Genomic DNA, 22,035 nt, shown 5'->3' on the forward strand with positions numbered 1-22,035 from the left:
GGCAAATGACCGTAAGAACAAGGATCGAAATCGATGGCTGAAGCGCAAGGCGGCAAGCCGGGCTGGGCCGCAGTCTTTCGCGCAATGGGACAGCGCAAGACCGGCTACATGGCGCTGTTCGGCTTTGCCAGCGGGCTGCCCTTCGCGTTGTTTCTCGGCACGCTCTATGCGTGGCTGTCCGAAGCAGAAGTCGATCTGGAAACGATGGGCGTCTTTTCGCTGATCGGGCTGGCTTATGCTTTCCAGTTCCTGTGGTCGCCATTGATCGACAAGGCCAATATCGCAGGCTTCTCGCGATTGGGGCGACGCAAGCAATGGATGGTGCCGGCGCAATTGCTGCTGGGGACGATCCTCGTCACGCTCAGCCTGCTCGATCCGGTCAGCCAGCTTGGCTGGTTTTCCTTGCTTGCCGGGATCGGCGCATTCGCATCCGCCACGCAGGACATTGCAATCAACGCCTGGCGCATCGATGTGGCCGACGAGAAGGCCACGCTCGATATCCTCTCGACCGTGTACCAGATGGGCTACCGTCTCGCCGCGCTGGTGGGCGGTGCGTTTGGTCTGATCATCGCAGCGCGGATCGGCTGGCCGGAAACTTACGCGCTGATGGGTGTGATCTTGCTTGGTATCGGCGCGCTCGGCCTGTTCGCGCCCGATACCAAGGTGGGCAATGTGGATGATGATGCAGCATCCGATGCCCAACTGCTGGCGTTGCGCAGCGCCGGAGAACTGCGCCCCGAAATTCGCGCGCGGGCGCTGATGCTGGTCGGCGTGCTGTGGGCCGCAGCGATTGGTGTGGTGTTGACCTTTATGGTCATGTCGCTCGCCTTTCCGCCCGAACAGCGTCCCAATCCGACCGATTTCACACTGAACTGGGGGCCTTGGATCATTGTTGCTACGGTGGTTGTGCCGGCCCTGGTGGCTGGCTGGCTGCACGGGCAAAAGCGTGACGGAAACAATCTGCTCGCCGAAGATGCGCCGCCTGCGAGCGGGGCAGGGTTTGCAATGGATCATCTTTACCGTGCACTGGTTCTGCCGCTGGTGGAGTTCGTTGGCCGGATCGGCTGGAGCCTCATCCTGATCCTTGCGCTGGTGCTGACCTATCGCATCTGCGACGCGATCTGGGGAACGTTCGCTTACCCGTTTTATCTGGGCGAGCTCGCATACACCAATGATGAAGTCGCCTTCGCTTCGAAATTCTTCGGCGTCGGCGCGATCATCGCCGGGCTGGCGCTGGGCGGGTATTTACTAACCGTGATGGGTCGTATGGCGACGCTGACCCTGGGTGCATTGCTGGCTGCGCTGACCAATCTGCTTTACGCCGATCTGGCAGTTGGCGGTGCGCGGATGCAGGCGGCGAGCGATGCGGTGGGCTTTACATGGGCAATCATGCAGGTGCCGGTGATCGGTAGTCCGGCGCTGGCGAAGCTGACTTTCACGGTGATGTTCGAAAACCTCGCCATCGGCATCGCGGGCGCAGCCTATATCGCGTGGCTTTCGTCCATCGTGTCGAAGCAATACAGCGCGGTGCAGTATGCGCTGCTGTCTTCCCTGACGCTGCTGGTGGGGACGCTGGGGCGCGGGGCGCTGGGCGAGATGATCGAGAATCGCGGCTATTTCGATGTGTTTGTGCTGACGACGCTGATCGGCTTTGTCGCGGTCGCGTTGTGCCTTGCTGAATGGTATCGGCAGGTACGGTTTGGACGCGCCGCCGGTGTGGTTACGCCCGAGGTCGTGCCTGCGGAATAGCTATCAGTCGGGTAGCTCATCGTTCAACCGCAGCACCTCGCCCGCGAGGTAGAGCGAGCCTGCGATGAGGATGGGGAAATCGTCGGGAGGCAGGCCAAGCAGGGCGGCCTCAACATCGCCGGCGGCTCTAGCTTCGGGACCGAAGGCGTTGGCCGGGTAGCACTCATGGCCTGGCACGGGGACCACCGTCAGGGTGCGTATCCGGTCGCCGAGCGGTTCGATGATCGCGCGGGGGTCTTTGCCCTCGATCATGCCGATAACGAGGTGTAGCGGCCCGTCGAAATGTGCAGCGATTGCTGCACCTGCGCTGGGGTTGTGGCCACCGTCGAGCCAAACGGACTGTTCTGGAACAAGCGTTGTCAGAGGACCAGCGCCAAGGCGCTGCATCCGCGCGGGCCAGCGGGTGGAACGCAGCCCGTTCCTTATGCTTTGCGAACTGATTGCGAGGCGTGATTGAACGGAAAGCATGGTCATTGCCAGCGCGGCGTTTGCATATTGGTGCTCACCACCAAGGTCCGGCGGTGGGTAGGCCAGATCTTCCCAATAAAGGTCGCGGTAGTAGAGGTGACCCCGCCCATTGAAGGCGTCGTCGTCCGTGCGCTCGCCAGTCAGCTCGAACTGCGGTGAACCAACCCGCACGGTGGTCTCTGCAATCGCCGCCTGCGCTTCTGGCGGATAGAATCCTCCCATGGTCACCAGCGGCACACCCTTCTTCGCAATCCCCGCCTTCTCGAACGCAATGCGCGCCATTGGCCCGGTCGGCACGCCTTCCTCCGGTGCCAGCAGGAAGCGTTCGTGATCGAGGCCCAGTGCCGCGATCCCGCAGGCGGCCAGCGCTTCGGGCTCCAGCACATTGGTCGCGTCGAAGCGCCCGCCCATGCCGACTTCGACCACACAAGCATCGGCAGGCGTGCGGCTGAAGGCGAGGAAGGCGGCGGCGATCGTGACTTCGAAGAAACTGGGGCCAAGATCCGCGCTCACATCCAGCACTTCGGCCAGAATTGCCGCCAATTCAGCGTCCGAGATCAACTCTCCTGCCAGCCGGATGCGTTCATTGTAGCGCACCAGATGCGGCGAGGTGGTGACGTGGACGCGATACCCTTCCGCCTCCAGCATCGCGCGCAGGAAGGCGCAGGTCGATCCCTTGCCATTGGTGCCTGCTACATGGAAAACCGGCGGCAGCTTGCGGTGCGGGTTGCCGAGGCGCTCCATCAGCGAACGGATTGTCTCAAGCCCCAGTCGCCCCTGCGGAACGCTCAGCGCGCTCAGCCGGTCAAGCTGGGCCTGAACGCGCGGGTCATCCGACCGTCCGAAATCGAGCGGCTTCACGGCAAGTGGCGGGTTACGCCGCCTTCACCGGCTGGAGATAATCGAGCACCTGTGCCAGCGTCGCCTTCAACTCCCAGCGCGGCACGACCATGTCGACCATGCCGTGCTTGTGCAAATATTCGGCGCGCTGGAAGCCTTCGGGCAGCTGTTCGCGGATCGTGTCCTGAATGACGCGCTGGCCTGCAAAGCCGATCAATGCGCCCGGTTCAGCAATGTGGATGTCGCCGAGCATGGCGTAACTGGCGGTCACCCCGCCGGTGGTAGGATCGGTCAGAACGACGATATAGGGCAATCCGGCCTGCTTCAGCCGCCGCGTCATCACCGTCGCGCGCGGCATCTGCATCAGGGACAGGATCCCCTCCTGCATCCGTGCCCCGCCCGCTGCCGTCACCACGATATAGGCACAGCCGCGATCCAGCGCCTTCTGCGCGCCTTCGCAAAAGGCCTGCCCCACGGCCATGCCCATCGATCCGCCCATGAAGCTGAAGTCCTGCACCCCGACCACGGCGGGGCGGGTCTCGATGGTGCCGGAACCGACCACGAAGGCATCCTCATGCGGGTTCGCGGCGCGCGCGGCTTTCAGGCGGTCGGTGTATTTCTTGGTGTCCTTGAAGCCCAGCGGGTCTTCGGTGACCTTGGGCAGTGGCAGGATTTCAAAGCCGGGATCAAGCAACAGCCCAAGCCGCGCATCCGCACCGATCCGCCCATGATATTCGCATTTCGGGCAGACGCTGAGGTTGTCCTCATACTCGGCGACGAACAGCATTTCCTGGCACGAGGGGCACTTGATCCACAGATCCTTCTCCGTGGTCTTCTTCTCGTTGCTGAAGCCGAGCGTGCTGCGGACGCGGGTGAACCAGTTCATGCGGTTTGCTCCTGACGGGCGGTGTGGACCGCGTGGGCTAGGGCGGAGGTGAGTTCCTTTAGCTTGGCCGGAGCCGCAGCGCCATATTCGCCGCAGATTTCCACCAGGGCTGAGCCGACCACAACGCCGTCTGCTACCTTGGCGATGGCAGCTGCTTGTTCGGGCGTGCGCACGCCGAAGCCGACCGCGACGGGCAGATCGGTCGATGCCTTGAGCCGCGCCACGGCTTCCTCGATGCTGGCCTGCACCGCCTGCTGCTTGCCGGTAATCCCGGCGACCGAGACGTAGTAGAGGAAGCCTTGTGACCCTTCGAGCACCTGCGGCAGACGCGCGGCATCGGTCGTCGGGGTGGCGAGGCGGATCGGGGCAATGCCCTTCGCGCGCAAAGCCGGGCCGAGCGCGTCGTCCTCCTCGGGCGGAATGTCGACGCAGATGACGCCGTCCACGCCCGCATCGGCAGCGGCTTGCGCAAACCACTCCGGCCCGCGCCGCACCATGGGGTTGGCATAGCCCATCAGAACCAACGGCACGTCTGGGTGTCGGGCGCGGAAGTCGGTCGCGTAGCGCAGCACGTCCGCCGTGGTCGTGCCCGCGCCGAGGCTGCGCAGATTGGCGCTCTGGATCGCGGGGCCATCAGCCATGGGATCGGTGAAGGGCATGCCGAGTTCGATCACATCCGCGCCGGCTTCGACCAGCGCATCGAGGTTGGCCGCAGTGTCGCCATCGCCTGCGGTGATGAAGCAGACGAGTGCAGGGTGAGGGGCTGAGAAGGTTGTGGATAGGCGGGTCATTTGTCTTTTACTTCCTGTCTGTCCGACAAAATCAGAACAGCGACAGCGATGAGGATGATTACGAATCCAGTGCCGTGCCAGTAGCTATTTTCGCGCACAACTCCGGCGACCCGGAGAATGAGACCGCCAACGGCTGTCAGGGCAATTATTGCTGAGGCAAACTTCCGCAAATTCAAAGCTCAACCCCCAGCTTCTCAGCCACCGTAAAGATGTCCTTGTCGCCGCGCCCGCACAGATTCATCAGCACGATGCTGTCCTTCGGCATGGTCGGCGCGACCTTCGCTACGGCGGCAATGGCGTGCGAGGGTTCCAGCGCGGGAATGATCCCCTCGGTGCGGCAGAGCAGCTGGAACCCCTCCAGCGCCTCGTCATCGGTGACGGCGGTGTATTCAACGCGGCCCGATTCCTTCAGCCATGCGTGCTCCGGGCCGATGCCGGGGTAATCCAAACCGGCGCTGATCGAGTGGCCTTCGGTGATCTGGCCGTCCTCGTCCTGCAGCAGGTAGGTGCGGTTGCCGTGGAGCACGCCGGGCGATCCGCCGAGCAGGCTGGCGGCGTGCTGATCGCCATCCAAGCCATGCCCCGCCGCTTCGACACCCAGCATCTTCACGTCCGCATCATCGAGGAACGGGTGGAACAGCCCCAGCGCGTTCGACCCGCCGCCGATGCAGGCAACCAGCAGATCGGGCAGGCGGCCCACGCGGGAAAGCATCTGCGCGCGGGCTTCCTTGCCGATCACGCTCTGGAAGTTGCGGACCATCTCAGGGTACGGATGCGGGCCCGCTGCCGTACCGATGATGTAGAAGGTGTCGTGGACGTTCGCGACCCAGTCGCGCAGCCCTTCGTTCATTGCGTCTTTCAGCGTCGCGCCGCCGCTGGTGACGGGGATGACTTCCGCGCCGAGCAGCTTCATGCGGAAAACGTTGGGCGATTGGCGCGCGACGTCCTCTGCCCCCATGTAGATCACGCAAGGCAGGCCGAAGCGTGCGCAGACGGTAGCGGTGGCGACCCCGTGCTGGCCCGCGCCGGTTTCGGCGATGATGCGGGTCTTGCCCATCCGCATGGCGAGCAGGATCTGGCCGATGCAATTGTTGATCTTGTGCGCGCCGGTGTGATTGAGCTCGTCGCGCTTGAACCACACCTGCGCGCCGCCCAGCTCTTCGGTGATGCGAGGCGCGAAATAAAGCGGGCTGGGGCGGCCGACGTAATGTTCGAGCAGATCGTCGAACTCGGCCTGAAATGCGGGATCGGCCTGCGCGGCGCGATATTCGCGCTCCAGATCGAGCACCAGCGGCATCAGCGTTTCAGCGACATAGCGCCCGCCGAACTGGCCGAAATGGCCGCGATCATCAGGCTGGGTGCGGAAGGAGTTGAGGTGCGTGTTCATCAAATGGTCAATGCCGTTCGTGTCGAGCGAAGTCGAGACACTTGTTGCGCGGATGGCCTCTCGACTAAGCGCGAGGCGAACGGGTTAGGCGGTTTGGGCCGCTTTGCAGAAGGCCGCGATTCTGTCCACGTCCTTGATGCCGGGTGCGCTTTCGACGCCAGAGGACGTGTCGACCAGCGGCGCACCTGTCAGCCGGATCGCCTCGGCAACATTAGACGGGGTCAGCCCTCCTGCGAGGCCCCACGGAGTCGGTGCCTTATAGGCGCGCAACAGATCCCAATCGAAACGCGTGCCATTGCCGCCCGGCAACCCGCTGGCGGGCGCATCGAAAAGCAGCATATCCGCCGCGCCGTGGAACCGCTCCGCGTCGGCCAGCGAATTCGCATCACGCACACCCAAAGCGCGCCATGCCTCGGTGCCGGTCTCAGCCCGGAAGCGGGCGAGGGTCTCGGGCATTTCGCTACCATGAAACTGCACCACGTCAGGGCGCACCTCGCGCACCGCTTCGGCCAGCAGCGCGGGCGATGGGTTCACCATCAGCAGCACGACCTTGACAGCAGGCGGCACCAGATCGCGCAGCCGCGCCGCATTCGCCAAGGACAGGTGGCGCGGGCTTTTGGCGAAATGGACAAGCCCGACATGGCTCGCCCCTGCCTGCACTGCGGCGGTAAGGGCTTCGGGAGTCGATAGCCCGCAGATCTTGACGAGGGTGGAAGGCATGGTGTGTCCCTAGGACGGGCCGAGCGGCTTTTCCAGCACCACGAAGGTAATCGGCGGATCGCGCAGCACCGGGAAGGGGCGGGTCTCGCCGGTACGCCGGTAACCGCGCCGTTCGTACCAGGCAATCAGCGCCTCGCGGCTGTCGATCACAGTCATTTCCATCGCGGCGATACCGCCGGCGCGGGCGTGTTCTTCCGCCCCGTCCAGCAGCTGCCGGCCGAGGCCTGATGATTGCAGATCAGGTGCCACGCAGAGCATCCCGAGATAGGCGAGTGCCGTGCCTTTCTCAGTGACGGCAACACAACCGATGAGGTCTGCCCCATCCCGCGCTGTCAGGATCGTTACTGCCGGATCGGCCATCAGCGCCTCAAGTTCGCCGGGCGCGATGCGTTCATCGTCGAGAATGTCGGCCTCGTGATTCCATCCGCGCCGCGCTGCATCACCGCGATAGGCGGCTTCGAGCAGGGCCTTTAATGCGGGGGCATCTGCAGGCGTGGCGGAGGTGATGGCGGTCATCGCCGGTCAATCATTCTGGATCAGGCGCAGCAGCGTGCCGTCAGGGTCGATGAGATAGGCGATGCTCAGTCCGCTGTCCTCCTGCTGCGGTGGGTGAAAGCGCGGGATGCCGACGCGGGCATTGGGCACATGGCTTTCCCGCACCTGCGCCATCATCGCATCAAGATCATCAAGCCTGAGACAGCAACTGAACGCACTGTGGTACGGATCGAGATCGGGGTAGGGGAAAAATTCCAGCGTCGCCCCGCCGCGCGAAAGGATCATCCACCCGTCCGAGCGGTAGTCTTCCTCGAACCCGAGCGCGGCATAGAACGCCGCCGTCGCCGCAAAATCGCGCGCGGGCAGGTTGGGGGTGGAATGGTCGGTCATTGGCTGTGCATAGTCCCGTCAGGCGCGGCCATGCGTCATGGACGCTTCATAGGCCGGCGCAGCAAGTATCCGCAAATTGCTCCGAACAACCAGAACGGCGCGACGATGATTGGCAAGACAAGCAGAAATTCGAAGATCGACACGCCTTCTTCGGGTGGCAAGGCATGAAAAGCATGGGTTTTATCTGCCAATTCTGACCAGACCCAAACTCCGGAGAACGCCAGTGCCGGAAGGCATGCGACAAGCAGGCCACCGATCACCCTGATGCGACCAGTGGAACACCTGCGCCACGCATAAGCCAATAGTCCCGCCGCAAACATCAATCCCACGCCAATGACGGTAAGCATTTCAGCCCCCGATCAAAGCGTCGCCTCGATCGCGCGCGCTGCGGCCTCCGGATCGTCGGCGCGGGCGATCGGGCGGCCTATCACCAGCACGCTCGCGCCGTTGTCGCGGGCCTGCCTCGGCGTCACCACGCGCTTCTGGTCTCCGGTGCCGCCGCCGTTGGGCCTGAGGCCGGGGACGACGAAGAAGCCGTCGCGCCATGCCTTCCTGACCATGCCCACCTCCTGACCGGAGCACACGATCCCGTCGAGGCCCGCCGCATGGGCAAGCTCGGCCAGCCGCATCACCTGCGTTTCGGCGCTGCCATACACGCCGGTGGCGGTCAGATCATTGGTATCGAGGCTGGTAAGCATCGTCACCGCCACCACCTTGGTGCCTGCTGCCGCCGCGGCCTTGGCGTCCTCCATCATCGCGCGCCCGCCGCTGGCGTGTACGGTGACGATCGCCGGTTCGTAAACGTGGATGGCCTGCATTGCCTTGGCGACGGTATTGGGAATGTCGTGAAACTTCAGATCGAGGAAGATCGGCAAGCCCAGATGCGCAATTTCGTGCACGCCGTGGCTGCCATGGGCGCAGAAAAACTCCAGCCCCAGCTTCACCCCGCCGATATGCGACTTGACCTTGTTGACCAGCGTTTTCGCAGGTTCGAGACTGGGCACATCAAGCGCGAGATAGACCGGATTGCTCATTTGCCACTCACCCCATCGGAACTGGCATCCGCCGGACTGAACGGATCGCTGCCATCGCCCGTGCCTTTGCCGGGCTTATCCACAGATGTATCCGCAACCGGAACGGTAGCCAGTTCTGCCTGCCGGGCCATCGCGGTGTTCTTGAGCGAGTTCTCCAGCGCACGCACGCGGCGGTTGAGGCCCCATACAACGCTGCGATGCACGGCCCACATCGGTACGAACCCCGCCGCAAAGGCCACGATCGCCAGCACCGGCACCTTGGTTTCCAGCACCAGGTTTTGCCACAAGGTCAGCTCGACCGGCTTCCAGTTATAGACCGCAAAGATCAGGAACCCGATCGCCGCGATCACCCAGATGATGGTCCGAAGTATCTTCACAGCCGCTTTGCCTCCTCATCGCCTGCGCAATGCAGGTGCGTGGCGCTCGAAAGGCGAGGATGAGGCGATTTGTTCCGCATGTCCAGCAAACGCAGCGTCAACCGAACACGCGCTCGAAGATCGTATCGACGTGGCGGAAATGGTAGCCGAGGTCGAATTTCTCCTCCAGCTCAGCCGGAGAAAGCGCGGCGGTGACATCAGCATCGCCCTTGAGCAGATCGAGCAGCGACAGCCTGCCGTCCGATTCCCACACCTTCATCGCGTTGCGCTGCACCAGGGCATAGGCATCCTCGCGGCTCACGCCTGCCTGCGTCAGCGCCAGGAGCACCCGCTGCGAATGCACAAGGCCGCCCATGGCATCGAGGTTCTTCTGCATACGCGCCGGGTAAACCAGCAGCTTTTCGACCACGCCGGTCAGGCGAGCGAGTGCGAAATCGAGCGTAATGGTGGCATCCGGCCCGATGAAGCGTTCAACCGACGAATGCGAGATATCGCGTTCGTGCCACAGCGCCACATTCTCCAGCGCGGGCAGGGCATAGGCGCGGATCATGCGCGCCTGCCCGGTGAGGTTTTCGGTCAGGATCGGGTTGCGCTTGTGCGGCATGGCGCTCGAGCCCTTCTGGCCGGGCGAGAAATACTCCTCCGCCTCCAGCACTTCGGTGCGCTGCAGGTGGCGGATTTCGACGGCGAGCCGCTCGATGCTGCCCGCGACCACGGCGAGCGTGGCGAAATACATCGCGTGGCGATCACGCGGGATCACCTGCGTGCTGACGGGCTCGATGGCGAGGCCCAGCTTTTCGGCCACGTGTGCTTCGACCGCCGGATCGACGTTGGCGAAGGTGCCAACCGCGCCGCTGATCGCGCAGGTGGCGATTTCCTTGCGGGCGGCGACCAGCCTGTCACGGCAGCGGTCAAACTCGGCATAGGCCTGCGCCAGTTTCAGCCCGAACGTCACAGGCTCTGCATGGATACCGTGGCTGCGGCCGATCGTCGGCGTGTATTTGTGTTCTTCCGCGCGGGTGCGGATCGCTGCAAGCAGTCCGTCCATGTCTTCCAGCAGGATATCGGTGGCGCGGGCGAGTTGCACCGAAAGCGTGGTGTCGAGCACATCGGAACTGGTCATGCCTTGATGCATGAAACGGGCTTCGTCGCCCACCTGTTCTGCGACCCAGGTGAGGAAGGCGATCACGTCATGCTTGGTCACGGCCTCGATCGCGTCGATCGCAGCAACGTCAATCGCCGGATCGGTCGCCCACCAGTCCCACAGCGCCTTGGCGGCAGAAGGCGGGACGACGCCGAGTTCGCCGAGTTTTTCGGTCGCGTGCGCCTCGATCTCGAACCAGATGCGATATTTCGCTTCCGGCTCCCACAGGGCGGTCATGGCTGGGCGGGCGTAGCGGGGGACCATTCTCGACTCCGATCGGACAGATGTTGCCCGCGCGGTAGGCAAGCGGGGCGATCAAGGCAAGTTTGCGAACCTGTCAGCGCGCGATGATGTCGGAAGGCATGGTCGCAACGACCCGTTGCGCACCGATCAGCGTAAGATGATGCGCATCCCAGTAATTGAGCTTGCCGTCCTCGATGATCTGGCAGGTGCCTTGAGGGCATAGCGGCGCCTGCGCATCGACAAAGACGAAGCGCCGATCGCGAGCTGCCAGTTCCCGCAAGGCGCCGTTGATCGCGATGCCCTCCGCCTTGGCGCCAGGATAGGCTTCGGGGCACTTGGCATTGCGGAAAGCGCGGCACCGCAACCAACCCTCAAACATCGGCGGCGCCGCAACATAAGCGGTGGGCGCATTGCTGATGATCACGATCCGTGAGTTCTGGTGTAGCCGGTCGGCAAGGCGCGCCATGGACTCCGTCAGCGCGCGACCTGCGGCCTTGCTGCCGGGCGCCAGTGGCTTGTCCGGGTCGTCTGCATACAGCTCGCGATCCCATACCTGCGCCCAGATTATGGTGCGCACCCCGCGTTCAGCCGCCAAAGCAACAAGGCTGTCAGCGGTCGAGCGGCACTCGGCGCTTCCCGCATCCACCGTCGAGAAATTGGAAACCTTCCCTGCGGCGAGGCACGAAGACTTGGCAAGTATCGCGCCCTCTCCGAAGCGGTCGTTGAGAGCGGCGTAATATTGCATCGCGTGGCTATCGCCGAACAGAATGAATGGCAGCGGCTTTGACGGTGTGCCGGTCATAACGTCGGGCGGGCGCGGTGGTCGCAGACCCCCAAGGCGGGTTGCCTCGGCACCGCTGGCAGGCAGTAACAGGTTCAGGTGTCCTGCGACCCCTGCCGCCACAGGCACTGCCAGCGCTGTGCTGCACGCGACCAGCAAGGCCGTGCGTCCGGCCAGCAGGCGTCGCTGGCGTACGGGCTGTTCGATCCAGTGGTATGAGGCCCAGCCGAACGCCACAGAGGCCACCACCAATGCCAGAGTGACAGGCAGGGGCAAGTCACCGAACCACATGTAATGCGCCAGCGTCAGCAGCGGCTGATGCCACAGATATGTGCCGAAGCTGACCAAGCCCAGCCACACCAGCGGTCGCAGGCCCAGCAGGCGCCCCGCAGGATCGGAAGAACCGGCGAACATGATCACCAAGACCGTCCCGATGGTCGGCAGCAGGAACATCGCGCCGGGCGCGGGGGAATACGGCTGGATCAGCAGAAACCCCGCCGCAATCAGGCCCAGTCCTGCTATCGCCAGAAGGGCGCGTAACTGTGGCCGTGCAGTCAGCAGATTTGTCCCGCGCGCAGGCAAAAGCGCGCAGGCAGCGCCCAGCGCAAACTCCCACAGCCTGGTCGGCAGAAGGTAGAATGACAGCAGCGGCCAGCGCGTGGCAACCACCAGCGCTAGCGCGAAACTCGCCAGCCCCATCAGCGCCACCACCGGCAGCATCGCACCCGGGCGCCAGCGGCGGCAGGCGATCAGCACCAGCGGGAACAGCAGGTAGAATTGCTCCTCCACACCGAGCGTCCAGGTATGGAGCAGCGGCTGCATCCCTTCGACAGAATCGAAGTAGCCTGCTTTCTGTGCAAACAGCAGGTTCGAAGCGAACAACGCCGCTGCGGTCAGGCTTTGCGCAAAGGGACGGAAATCTTCAGGGGTAAGGATCGCCCATGCCGCCGGGGCCGTGGCTGCCAGCATTACTGCAAGCGCGGGGACAATCCGGCGCAGGCGCCGTTCGAGAAAGCGCCACTGGCTGAATTTTCCCGCAGTCATCTCCGCCGCGATGATGGCCGTGATCAGGTAACCACTTATGACGAAGAACACATCGACGCCGGTAAAGCCGCCGGGCAACAGGCCAAGGCCGGTGTGATGTGCCACCACGCCGCCCACAGCAATGGCGCGCAGGCCGTCAATCTCGGCCCGGTAGGGCGTATGGCCGGGATGCGCGCCCGGAAGCGCGCTCGAACGAATCGAGGCCGGCGCGGACGCTGTCATCAGATCAGCCCCTTGGCCCTTAACGAAGTATGGCCTTCGCGCCCGATGATCACGTGATCATGGACGGTCACACCGAGCAATCGTCCGGCTTCGGCAATGCGCTGGGTGATCTGGATATCGGCGCGGCTGGGTTCGGGGTTGCCGCTGGGGTGGTTGTGGACAAGGATCATGGCGGTCGCCCCCACATCCATCGCCCTGCGAATCACCTCGCGCGGGTGGATCGCGGCTTCATCGATCGAACCATCCCCGACATGATGATCATCGATCAGGCGGTTTTTGGTATCGAGATACAGCACGCGCACCCGTTCCACCGTCAGATGGGCCATATCGGTGGTGAGGTAATCGATCAGCGCCTGCCAGCTGCCCAGCACCGGCTTCTTGACGATCTCCCCGCGGGTCATGCGGCGGGCGGCGATGGCGACGGATTTCAAGGCGGCGGCGCTGGTTTCGCCTACGCCCTTGACCCGCTGCAATGCTTTGGGGTCGGCGTTCAGCACGCCTGCCAGGCTTCCGAACTGCGCGATCAGCGCTTTGGCGACCGGCTTGGTATCGCCCTGCTTGATCGCGGCGAACAGAAGGTATTCGAGCACTTCGTAATCGGCCAGCGCCTCGGCCCCGCCGGTCAGCAGCCGTTCGCGCAGGCGGGCGCGGTGTCCTTCGCCCGCAACTTTCCCTGCCCGCGTATGGACTTGCGGCGTGCCCCCGAATTCAAACCCGTCTTCAGCTTCCGGCAATGCGACCTCCGGGAAAGCATTGATCCCCTTGTGCCTCATTGCCTTTGGCGGATGATGCGCGCAAGGGTCGGGAGCAATGCCGGTGGCTGACAATCAGCATAGGGAAGGGCCGCAGGACGGCGCGACGCGGCGGCTATGGCCGCGGCGCTGGCGTACCCGAATCGCTGGCGGGGTGGCGGTGCTTGCGCTGATTGGCGGGACTGCTTCGTGGATGGAGCGCGAACGCATCGCCCGCGATGTGATCGACGATTATCTCACCGAAAACGGCGTTGCTGCCACCTACGATATCGTTGCGATCACGCCGCAGGTGCAGGTGATCGAAAACCTTGTGGTCGGCGATCCGGCCCGCCCTGATCTGACTGTGCGCCGGATGGTGGTGGACATCGGCTTCGGCTGGAACGGGCCGGTGGTCGATCGCATTACCATCGATGGCGCACGCGCCTTTGCCAGCTATCGCGGCGGCACGTTCAGTCTAGGCGCGCTGGATCCGCTGGTTTTCACGGGAAGCGATGAACCGCCCGCGCTGCCCGCCATCACCATGGTGATCCGCGATTCCCGTGCGCTGCTGGAAAGCGATTACGGGCCGGTCGGCCTGAGGCTTGAAGGGGCAGGGCGGCTGGATGACGGTTTTGCCGGAACGCTGGCCGTGGCCGCGCCAGACATCGGCGTGGACGGCTGCAAGGCTAGCCGTGCGACGCTATATGGCAACCTTACCACCAACGACGGCGCACCGCGCCTTGCCGGGCCGTTGCGGCTGGGCGAACTGGAATGCGGCGGGGCCAGCCTTGCCGGGGCCGATATCGGCACTGCGCTGGCGTTAAAAAGCGATTTTTCGGGCGGGACGGCCGACTTCAGGGCTGAAGGCAGCGCGCTGGCGATCGGCGCGATATCGGGCGAAGGCCTGTCAGGCACCGCAAAGCTGCAATGGGGCGGCAACGGGCTTGCGCTGGCGCATGATCTCGCCCTGACCACGGTCACCGCGCCGCAGGGTCGCCTGGAAAAGCTTGCAGCCAAGGGCGAATGGCGCGGGCGCAGCGACCTTGCGCGCGGCGAATGGGACGGCACGATCACCGGCACCGGATTGCAGCCGGGGGCAGACCTGTCCGCCGCACTCTCCGCCGCTGAAAGCGGATCACAAGGCACGCTGATCGCGCCGCTGCTGGCCAAGGCGCGCGGCGGACTGGAACGCGCCGTCACAGGCGGCAGCATCGCCGTGGATGCCATCATTCGCCACAACAAAGATGCAATCGCGATGATCATTCCCGAAGCCAGTCTGGCCAGCCGCAGCGGCACGCCGGTGCTGGCTCTCTCGCAGGCAAGCGCGGCGGTTGCGGGCGGCGCTTTGACCGGGCTGCGCGGCAATATGCTGGTCGGCGGGGAAGGGTTGCCGGATATCAACGCCCGGATCGAACAGGCACCCGGACAGGGCTGGACGATGCGGCTGGCGATGACGGATTACGCGGCCGGGGCGAACCGGCTGGCGATCCCGCGGCTCGCCTTGCGGCAGGAACGCAGCGGCGCGATCCGGTTTGACGGGCTGATGACCGCCAGCGGCGATCTGCCCGCCGGCGGCATCTCCGATCTGACTTTGCCACTGGAAGGCACGTGGATGGATACACGCGGGCTGGCACTGGGCACGCGCTGCACGCCGGTGAGGTTCGACAGGCTCGCGCTATCGGGCCTCACGCTTGGAGCGCAGGCAATTGCCCTGTGCCCTGAAGGCGGTGCGCCGATACTTGCTTACAATAACGGACTGAGGATCGGGGCCGCGACCGGGCCGGTCAACCTTGCTGGAAGTCTGGGGGAAAGCCCTGCAACCATTTCCGCCAATGCTGTTAAGCTGCGTTATCCTGCCCCTTTCGCCGTGGAAGGGCTTTCGGCACGCATCGGCGCACCCGATAGCGAAATGCGCCTCTCTGCCGCCAGCCTGACCGGCAGCCTTGCGGGCGACATCGGCGGCGCATTCAGCGGCGGGGCGGGGCGGATTGATGCCGTGCCGCTCGATCTGGCAGACCTTGGCGGGCGCTGGTCGTTTGCCGATGGCACCCTGCGGGTGGACGATGCCGCTTTCACCCTGACTGATCGACCGGCCGAAGGAGCAGCGCGCTTCAACCCGTTGGTCGCAGGCGGGGCCAGCTTGCGGTTGGTAGACAACCGGATCGCCGCGGATGCCGTGCTGCGCCATCCGGCCTCTGCCCGCGCGATTGCCGATGTTACCATCGCTCACAATCTTGACTCCGCAGCAGGCAATGCCAGCTTCAAAGTGCCCGGTCTTGCTTTCGACAAGGCGCTCCAGCCCGAAGACCTGTCCTACCTTGCCAAGGGCGTGATCGCCTTTGCCGATGGCACAGTTACGGGCGATGGCCGGATCGACTGGACGGGTGAGACAATTACCAGCCGCGGCATCTTCCGTTCGGCGGGCATGGATTTTGCCGCCGCGTTTGGCCCGGTGCGCGGGCTGGCGGGCGAGGTGGTGTTCACCGACCTGCTCAATCTCACCACCGCGCCCGATCAGACCGTGCGCATTGCGGCGATCAATCCGGGGATCGAGGTGCTGGACGGGCGGGTGCAGTTCGAGGTGCGAGACGGCACGTTATTGACGCTCGAAGACGCGCGCTTCCCCTTCATGGGCGGCGCGCTGCAGATGCGCCCGCTGGTGATGAATTTCAGCCAGCCCGAAGAACGACGCTATGTGTTCGAGATCGTCGGTCTGGATGCTGCGACCTTCGTGGCGCAGATGGATCTGACCAATCTGGGCGCGACCGGCGTGTTCGATGGCACGGTGCCGATCATCTTCGACAAGGATGGCAATGGCCGGATTGAAGGCGGGCTGCTGCTCAGCCGCGCGCCGGGCGGCAATGTCGCCTATATTGGTGAACTGACCTATGAAGACCTTGGCACGATGGGCAATTACGCTTTTCAGGCGCTGCGATCGCTCGATTACCGGCAGATGAGCATCGGCCTCAACGGCAACCTTTCAGGCGAGATCATCACCAATTTCCAGTTTGACGGGGTGCAGCAGGGCAGCGGCACCACCCAGAATTTCGTGACCCGGCGGCTGGCGAAGCTGCCGATCCGTTTCAAGGTCAATGTCCGGTCGGAGAATTTCTACGAACTGGCCACCATGGTGCGCTCCTTCTGGGATGCCGATTACCTCGGCAACCCGGTCGACAAGGGGCTGCTCTCCACGCAGGGCGGCCGGTTCGTGCCGGTGGGCCCGGCGCAGCCAGCTTCGCCGCAGACATTGGCGCCTGTCTTGCCTCCGGCCGCCAAACCCGTTCAACCTTCCGAAAGCGAAAGCCAGCCATGACGCAACACGAATTGACCGCGCCAACACGCGCTGCCACATCCTCGCAGGAAAACGGGGAAGGGGCAGGGCCGATGGGGCGGCAAGGACAAGGCAGGCGCCGGGCCATGATGGCAGGGGTAGCGATGCTTTCGGTGGTTTCGGGCGGATGCATCAATATTGCAGCGCCGGACGAACCGATCGTGATCGAGCTCAACATCAATATCCGGCAAGAAGTGATTTACCGGCTGGCGCAAGACGCGGCCAACACAATTGACGAGAATGCGGATATCTTCTGACCCCGCATGTCTCGTGATGGAGAAACGATGATGCGCAATTCAGCACTCGCCGCAATCGCCGCATTGGCAGCGCTCGGCCTTGTGGCAGGCGCCGCCCACGCGCAGCGTGATCCGGCCTATGCCGCCGCGCGTTCAGCCGGCAAGATCGGGGAACAGCCCGATGGATACCTCGGCATCGTCGGTGCGGCAGATCCCGCGCTGCAGCGCATCGTCGATGATATCAACATCAAGCGCCGCGCAGTATATGCCGAAAAGGCCAAGGAAAACAACGCTACGCTGGAAGCTTATGCATTGACGTCGGGGTGTCAGGCCATCGCTCGCACCACGCCGGGCGAAAAATATCGCGCGCCCGATGGCAGCTGGCAGACCCGTACCGCCGCTCCGCCGATCCGCGATCCGCGGTGCCCTTGATCTGCGCGCAGCCCCTGCGGGCTGCGGTATCCTCGGCCCTTCCGGGCCTGCGGGCGGGCGGTTGCCCTTGCGGTCGCTGCCGCGACCGAGATCAGCGCTTCCTTGCGAAGCTGCGTAGATAACGGCCTGAAGGGCCGCAAGGCCGACTGGCCGCCCGCAGGTGCTCGAGCCTGCAAGGCTCGAAATGCACCGAGGATGCTCGCCCGGAGGGGTGAGCGCAAAACATTCTTCGCAACTGCACAAACAGGCCTCTCGCCATGTTGACTTGGCTCTACCCCCCTTCTAAGGGGGCGGCGCCCTCGGCGGGTACCTTGATGCGCGTGCCTGATCCTCGGTTTTAGGGAGAATGGCATGAGCGACGAGAAACCCGCCCGAGAACCCATCCTTGAGGATGCGCGGATTGATGCGCTCGAAGCGCGGTTGAAAGCCGCACGCGAACGCGAAGATCAACGCAACCGGCCGAAGGTGAAAGGGGCCGATGCGAATTATCGCAGCGGCAACCGCGCTCTGGCCGGACTTCTTGGGGGGGTCATCGGCGGCCTGGTTATCGGTTTTGCGGTAGATTCGCTCGCCGGTATCGCGCCCTGGGGTCTGTTGACCGGATTGTTCCTCGGAACGGTATCGGCCTTCAGAAGCATCATTCTCAGCGCGAAAACGCGCCCCGCAGAGCAGGCCGAGCGGCCCGATAGCGAGGTTTAGACCCTCGCTTGACCCGCCCTAGCCTTGCTTTAGGGGCGTGTTTCATGTGAAACATTTGAGGACCGACAGATCGTGGCAGCCGAAGAAGGCAAGGTCGATCCAATGAAGCAGTTCACCATCGAGCCCCTGTTCGGCTCGGAGTGGCAACTGGCTGACGGGATCAACATCGCATTCACCAACTCAGCGCTGTGGATGGCGATCACCGCTATTCTGGTGACGATTTTCGTCGCTGGCGGCATGAAGCGTGAAGTCGTGCCCGGCCGCTGGCAGATGGCGGTCGAAAGCATGACCGGCTTTATCGACGATCTGCTCGAAGCCAATGTCGGCAAGGCAGGGCGCAAGTATGTGCCTTACATCTTTACGCTTTTCATGTTCATCCTGTTCGGGAACCTGCTCGGCCTGGTGCCGGTCGGTCTGATCCCCAACGTCCATGCCTTCACCTTTACCAGCCACTTCACCGTAACCGGCGTGCTGGCGATCATGAGCTTCTCGATCGTGCTGATCGTCGGCTTTGTGCGGCATGGGTTCCACTTTTTCTCGTTGTTTGTGCCCGCTGGCACACCGCTGCCGATGGTGTTCTTCATCGCCCCGATCGAATTCATCTCGTTCATGGTGCGCCCCTTCAGCCTCGCTCTGCGGCTCTTCGTTGCGATGATGGCCGGCCACGTGCTGCTCAAGGTGCTGGCAAGCTTCGTGATTGCTGGCGGCGCAGGCGGCCCGGCGCTCGGCGCTGCGGTGGGCGTGCCCAGCTTCATCCTGATGGTGGCGATCAGCGCGCTGGAAATTCTGGTCGCAGGTATCCAGGCCTATGTGTTCGCGCTGCTGACTTCGCTGTATATCAACGACGCGGAAAACCTTCACTGACGGCCACAAGGCTGTCTCAAGACCCCTCATCAACAATCAGATTTTTCTCAAGGAGTTTACTATCATGGACGCAACTGCAGCAGCTCTCCTGGGTGCCGGTCTCGCCGCAATCGGCGCCGGTCTGGCCGCCCTCGGCGTGGGCAACGTGTTCGCATCGTTCCTTGAAGGCGCGCTGCGCAATCCGGGCGCTGCCGACGGCCAGCAGGGCCGCCTGTTCATCGGCTTCGCAGCCGCCGAACTTCTCGGCCTGCTCGCCTTCGTTATCGCCGTTCTGCTGATCTTCCGCTAAGATCAGGTGCGCCGGGCAGGGAGCATCGCTCTCTCGTCCGGCGCTCCCTCGTGAACAGCCGGTAACAAGGGCGACCAATGCCTCAGATCGAACAAATCGCCACAACGCTGTCGAGCCAGGTCTTCTGGCTGCTACTGTTCTTCGGCCTGACCTTTGTCCTTGTCGGACTGGGGATGGTGCCCAAAATCATGGGCACGGTTGACTTGCGCGACCAGCAGATTGCTGGCGACCTTGCCGCTGCGCAGGCCGCCCGCGATGCCGCCGACCTCGAAGAGGCGGCGTGGCGCAAGCGTGAGAATGAAAATCGCGCCGCTGCCCAAGGGCTTATCGCCGATGCCAAGGCAAAGGCAGCAGCAGCGTCCAGCGCCAAGCTGGCTGAAGCTCAAGGCCGTATCGATGCCCGCATTGTCGAGGCCGAGGCAGGCATCGCGGCTGCACAGAACAGCGCGATGGCCGAAATCGAAACGGTAGCTGCCGACGCGGCGCGCGACATCGTCGCACGGATCGCTGGTGCGGATATCGAACCCGCTGTCGCCCAGGCTGCGGTCAAGGAGGTGATGGCGCATGGCTGATATTCTCACTCTGCTCGCCACCAGCGCGGACGGGTCTGCCGAGCCTTCGATACTCGGCATGGATTCCTACCAGTGGGTCGCTCTGGCCATGGCAGCGCTGATCGCGGTATTTGTTTGGAAGAAGGTCCCCGGTCTCATCACCGGCGGGCTGGATGCCAAGATCGCCGAGATCCGTAACCAGCTAGATGAAGCCAAGACGCTGCGCGCCGAAGCCGAAGCTTTGCGCAATGAATATGCCGCCAAGATCGCCAGCGCTGAAAAAGACGCTGAAGCGATGTTGGCAACCGCCCGCGAAGAGGCCGAAGCAGTCCTCGTCCGCGCCGAAGCTGAAAGCGAGACTATGGTCGCCCGCCGCCAGCGCATGGCCGAAGACAAGATTGCGGCTGCTGAACGTGCTGCCGTTGCCGAGGTCAAGGCCAGCGCCGTGACTGCCGCTGCCGCTGCCTCGCGCAAGCTGATCGCGCAAGCCCACGGTAGCGCGGCTGATAGCAAGCTGGCCGACGAGGTTATTGCTTCGCTCTGAGCCTGTCAGTTTTAGACTTGAAGGGGCGGTCCGGCGGGGCCGCCCTTTTTCGTTAGTGCCTTATGAACCGGGCAGGAAAACAACTTTGCCGACCAATTCGCGGCGAGCCATCGCATGGAAGCCTTCGCGCCAGCGCGACAGGGGCAGGATACGATCGATTGCTGGCGTGATTGCTTGAGCTTCCGCCAGCTTCGTGATCGCTGCCTGGATTGCGCGTCCCCGGTGGGGGAAACGGCGCGCATATTCTCCAGCCCGCAGGCCGACGATGCTGAAGCCCTTGATCAGCGGAATGTTGGTCGAGACCTCGGCAATCCTGCCCGACGTGAACCCAACGACGATCAGCTTGCCACCAAAGGCGACGCAGCGGGTTGATTCGTCGAACACATCGCCGCCGACAGGGTCGAACACGATATTCGCCAGCTTGCCGTCGGTGATTTCGGCCACCTGTTCTCTAAAGCGTCCTTCGGCCAAGATTACTGCGTCAGGCTGAGCCAGCTCGGCTATGCGGTCGTGCTTGTTCGCGCTGCCTGTCGTAGCAATCACACGAGCCCCCAGCGAGCGGGCAAGGTTGCAGGCAGCCAGGCCCACCCCGCCGCTCGCACCATGGACGAGCACCCATTGGCCGTCCTCGAGCCCGCCGAGTTCTGCGAGGCCCGTGAAGGCGGTTGAATAAGCAGCACCCATCGCGGCAGCGGCAGGAAAGTCCATGCCCTGGGGTATTAAGGAAAGTTTGTCTGCGCCAACGCTTGCGATTTCGGCGAAGGCGCCGGTCTTGTTGCCGCCCATCACCCTGTCGCCAGCGACAAAGCCGCTATCCGGCGCGGCCTCAAGTACCTCTCCTGCGAATTCGAGGCCGCTAGTGAAGGGTGTTTCCGGTTTGAACTGATATTCGCCGCGCGTCATCAGCAAATCGGGGAAGTTGAGCGATGCGGCGCGCACCTGAACCAGCACGTCGCCCGGGCCGCAGAACGGGACGGGAATGTCGACAAGGCTTACTCCCGACAGATCAGGCGAGAGATTTTCGACCCGGATGGCTTGCATGGGGTTAGAAGTTGTCCTTCGCCGCCCGCAGCGCTGCAAATGTCTCTGACGGCACGCTGCCGCCCCAATGGGCCATGATGGCCGGATCATCGGCGCGCAGGAAGGGATTGGTGGCCAGTTCGCGCCGAAGCGTTGTTGGCACCGTCCATTCATCCTTTGCACGCTTGGCCGCGATTTCGTCGGCATACACCTTCAAGGCGACGTTGTCCGGATCGGCGTGAAGCGCGAACTTCGCGTTCGAGGCAGTGTATTCGTGCGCGCAATAGAGCAGCGTTTCTGGCGGCCAAGCCTTGATGCGGTTGAGGCTGTCCCAGAACTGACCGGGCGTGCCCTCGAACATTCGCCCGCAGCCGAGCGCGAACACCGCATCGCCCACAAACGCAATGTCCGCGCTAGGGATGTGGAAAGCGACATGGCCGTTGGTGTGGCCGGATACGTCGAACACCTTCGCCTCTACTTCGCCCAGGTTCACCGTGTCGCCGTGGGCGATGATGCGATCGACCGGAAATTTGCCTTCGATCTCGGCCGGGCCTGTGATGGTGCAGCCCGAGGCTTCCTTGATTATGGCGTTGCCGCCAGCGTGATCGGGGTGCCAGTGGGTGTTCCAGATCTGCGTGATCTTCCAGCCCTTCATATCGGCTTCGAGCAGATACTGCTTACCATCGGGAGTGTCGACCGCCACGGTTTCGTGGCTGTCGGTATCGTGGATGAGAAAGCCGTAGTTATCACTAAGGCATGCGAACTGG

Annotated in this window: 24 protein-coding genes; 9 read left to right on the forward strand and 15 right to left on the reverse strand. The window is 63.5% G+C overall.

Annotated features, from left to right (window positions below):
- Nucleotides 1–33 precede the first annotated feature (33 nt).
- On the forward strand, nt 34–1,749 hold the full coding sequence (locus IP79_RS05330; protein ID WP_054118236.1) for an AmpG family muropeptide MFS transporter: 1,716 nt from the start codon (nt 34–36) through the stop codon (nt 1,747–1,749).
- A gap of 3 nt (nt 1,750–1,752) precedes the next feature.
- Here IP79_RS05330 and IP79_RS05335 read toward each other — a convergent pair whose 3' ends face one another.
- From IP79_RS05335 to radC, 13 genes are all read right to left on the reverse strand, one after another.
- On the reverse strand, nt 1,753–3,078 hold the full coding sequence (locus tag IP79_RS05335) for a bifunctional folylpolyglutamate synthase/dihydrofolate synthase (protein WP_054118237.1): 1,326 nt from the start codon (nt 3,076–3,078) through the stop codon (nt 1,753–1,755).
- 13 nt (nt 3,079–3,091) lie between these two features.
- Entirely contained in the window at nt 3,092–3,943 is an 852-nt protein-coding gene (gene accD, locus IP79_RS05340) for an acetyl-CoA carboxylase, carboxyltransferase subunit beta (protein ID WP_054118238.1), read from the reverse strand.
- Nucleotides 3,940–4,734 carry a tryptophan synthase subunit alpha gene (trpA, locus tag IP79_RS05345; protein WP_054118239.1) on the reverse strand — a complete coding sequence of 265 codons (795 nt, stop codon included), beginning with the start codon at nt 4,732–4,734 and terminating at the stop codon, nt 3,940–3,942. The genes accD and trpA overlap by 4 nt, the downstream gene beginning before the upstream one ends.
- Before the next feature lie 172 nt (nt 4,735–4,906).
- Nucleotides 4,907–6,121, reverse strand: a complete 1,215-nt coding sequence (trpB, locus tag IP79_RS05350; protein ID WP_054118240.1) for a tryptophan synthase subunit beta — start codon at nt 6,119–6,121, stop codon at nt 4,907–4,909.
- A gap of 84 nt (nt 6,122–6,205) precedes the next feature.
- Nucleotides 6,206–6,841 carry a phosphoribosylanthranilate isomerase gene (locus IP79_RS05355; RefSeq protein WP_054118241.1) on the reverse strand — a complete coding sequence of 212 codons (636 nt, stop codon included), beginning with the start codon at nt 6,839–6,841 and terminating at the stop codon, nt 6,206–6,208.
- Between the two features lie 9 nt (nt 6,842–6,850).
- Nucleotides 6,851–7,357 carry a GNAT family N-acetyltransferase gene (locus tag IP79_RS05360; RefSeq protein ID WP_054118242.1) on the reverse strand — a complete coding sequence of 169 codons (507 nt, stop codon included), beginning with the start codon at nt 7,355–7,357 and terminating at the stop codon, nt 6,851–6,853.
- Nucleotides 7,358–7,363: 6 nt separating this feature from the next.
- Nucleotides 7,364–7,726, reverse strand: coding sequence for a VOC family protein (locus tag IP79_RS05365; protein WP_054118243.1), 363 nt, complete (start codon nt 7,724–7,726; stop codon nt 7,364–7,366).
- Nucleotides 7,727–7,761: 35 nt separating this feature from the next.
- Nucleotides 7,762–8,073, reverse strand: a complete 312-nt coding sequence (locus IP79_RS05370) for a hypothetical protein (protein WP_054118244.1) — start codon at nt 8,071–8,073, stop codon at nt 7,762–7,764.
- A 12-nt stretch (nt 8,074–8,085) separates the two neighbouring features.
- The gene (pyrF, locus tag IP79_RS05375; RefSeq protein WP_054118245.1) at nt 8,086–8,760 is read right to left on the reverse strand and encodes an orotidine-5'-phosphate decarboxylase; all 675 of its coding nucleotides are present in this window, start codon (nt 8,758–8,760) and stop codon (nt 8,086–8,088) included.
- Nucleotides 8,757–9,137 (reverse strand): hypothetical protein, encoded by a 381-nt coding sequence (locus IP79_RS05380; RefSeq protein ID WP_054118246.1) that lies wholly within the window; start codon nt 9,135–9,137, stop codon nt 8,757–8,759. The genes pyrF and IP79_RS05380 overlap by 4 nt, the downstream gene beginning before the upstream one ends.
- Before the next feature lie 97 nt (nt 9,138–9,234).
- Nucleotides 9,235–10,545 (reverse strand): adenylosuccinate lyase, encoded by a 1,311-nt coding sequence (gene purB, locus IP79_RS05385; protein WP_054118247.1) that lies wholly within the window; start codon nt 10,543–10,545, stop codon nt 9,235–9,237.
- A 73-nt stretch (nt 10,546–10,618) separates the two neighbouring features.
- A complete protein-coding gene (locus tag IP79_RS05390) occupies nt 10,619–12,571 on the reverse strand; it encodes an acyltransferase family protein (protein ID WP_054118248.1) in 1,953 nt (650 codons plus the stop codon).
- The gene (gene radC / locus IP79_RS05395; RefSeq protein WP_054118249.1) at nt 12,571–13,344 is read right to left on the reverse strand and encodes a RadC family protein; all 774 of its coding nucleotides are present in this window, start codon (nt 13,342–13,344) and stop codon (nt 12,571–12,573) included. The genes IP79_RS05390 and radC overlap by 1 nt, the downstream gene beginning before the upstream one ends.
- A gap of 43 nt (nt 13,345–13,387) precedes the next feature.
- Here radC and IP79_RS05400 point away from each other — a divergent pair, with 43 nt between their 5' ends.
- The 8 genes from IP79_RS05400 to IP79_RS05435 all read left to right on the forward strand — a co-directional run bounded on the left by IP79_RS05400 (nt 13,388) and on the right by IP79_RS05435 (nt 20,248).
- Nucleotides 13,388–16,615 (forward strand): intermembrane phospholipid transport protein YdbH family protein, encoded by a 3,228-nt coding sequence (locus IP79_RS05400; RefSeq protein ID WP_197273744.1) that lies wholly within the window; start codon nt 13,388–13,390, stop codon nt 16,613–16,615.
- Entirely contained in the window at nt 16,612–16,890 is a 279-nt protein-coding gene (locus IP79_RS15745; protein ID WP_054118251.1) for a YnbE family lipoprotein, read from the forward strand. Before IP79_RS05400 ends, IP79_RS15745 begins: the two co-directional genes overlap by 4 nt.
- A 27-nt stretch (nt 16,891–16,917) precedes the next feature.
- Nucleotides 16,918–17,301 carry a YdbL family protein gene (locus IP79_RS05410; RefSeq protein WP_054118252.1) on the forward strand — a complete coding sequence of 128 codons (384 nt, stop codon included), beginning with the start codon at nt 16,918–16,920 and terminating at the stop codon, nt 17,299–17,301.
- Nucleotides 17,302–17,652: 351 nt separating this feature from the next.
- Nucleotides 17,653–18,000, forward strand: a complete 348-nt coding sequence (locus IP79_RS05415) for an AtpZ/AtpI family protein (protein WP_054118253.1) — start codon at nt 17,653–17,655, stop codon at nt 17,998–18,000.
- A gap of 102 nt (nt 18,001–18,102) precedes the next feature.
- Nucleotides 18,103–18,864, forward strand: a complete 762-nt coding sequence (locus tag IP79_RS05420) for a F0F1 ATP synthase subunit A (protein ID WP_054118272.1) — start codon at nt 18,103–18,105, stop codon at nt 18,862–18,864.
- A gap of 64 nt (nt 18,865–18,928) precedes the next feature.
- On the forward strand, nt 18,929–19,153 hold the full coding sequence (locus IP79_RS05425; RefSeq protein WP_054118254.1) for a F0F1 ATP synthase subunit C: 225 nt from the start codon (nt 18,929–18,931) through the stop codon (nt 19,151–19,153).
- A gap of 77 nt (nt 19,154–19,230) precedes the next feature.
- Entirely contained in the window at nt 19,231–19,725 is a 495-nt protein-coding gene (locus IP79_RS05430; protein WP_054118255.1) for an ATPase, read from the forward strand.
- Complete coding sequence (locus IP79_RS05435; protein WP_054118256.1) at nt 19,718–20,248, forward strand: ATP synthase subunit B; 531 nt, start codon at nt 19,718–19,720, stop codon at nt 20,246–20,248. The genes IP79_RS05430 and IP79_RS05435 overlap by 8 nt, the downstream gene beginning before the upstream one ends.
- 60 nt (nt 20,249–20,308) lie before the next feature.
- On the opposite strand, the gene IP79_RS05440 is transcribed toward IP79_RS05435, so the two are convergent.
- Nucleotides 20,309–21,289, reverse strand: coding sequence for an NADPH:quinone oxidoreductase family protein (locus IP79_RS05440; RefSeq protein WP_054118257.1), 981 nt, complete (start codon nt 21,287–21,289; stop codon nt 20,309–20,311).
- A 4-nt stretch (nt 21,290–21,293) separates the two neighbouring features.
- On the reverse strand, nt 21,294–22,035 hold a 742-nt coding region (gene gloB / locus IP79_RS05445), incomplete at its 5' end, for a hydroxyacylglutathione hydrolase (protein ID WP_082337028.1).

It is taken from the genome of Porphyrobacter sp. AAP60, assembly GCF_001296025.1.
Classification (GTDB): Bacteria; Pseudomonadota; Alphaproteobacteria; order Sphingomonadales; family Sphingomonadaceae; genus Erythrobacter.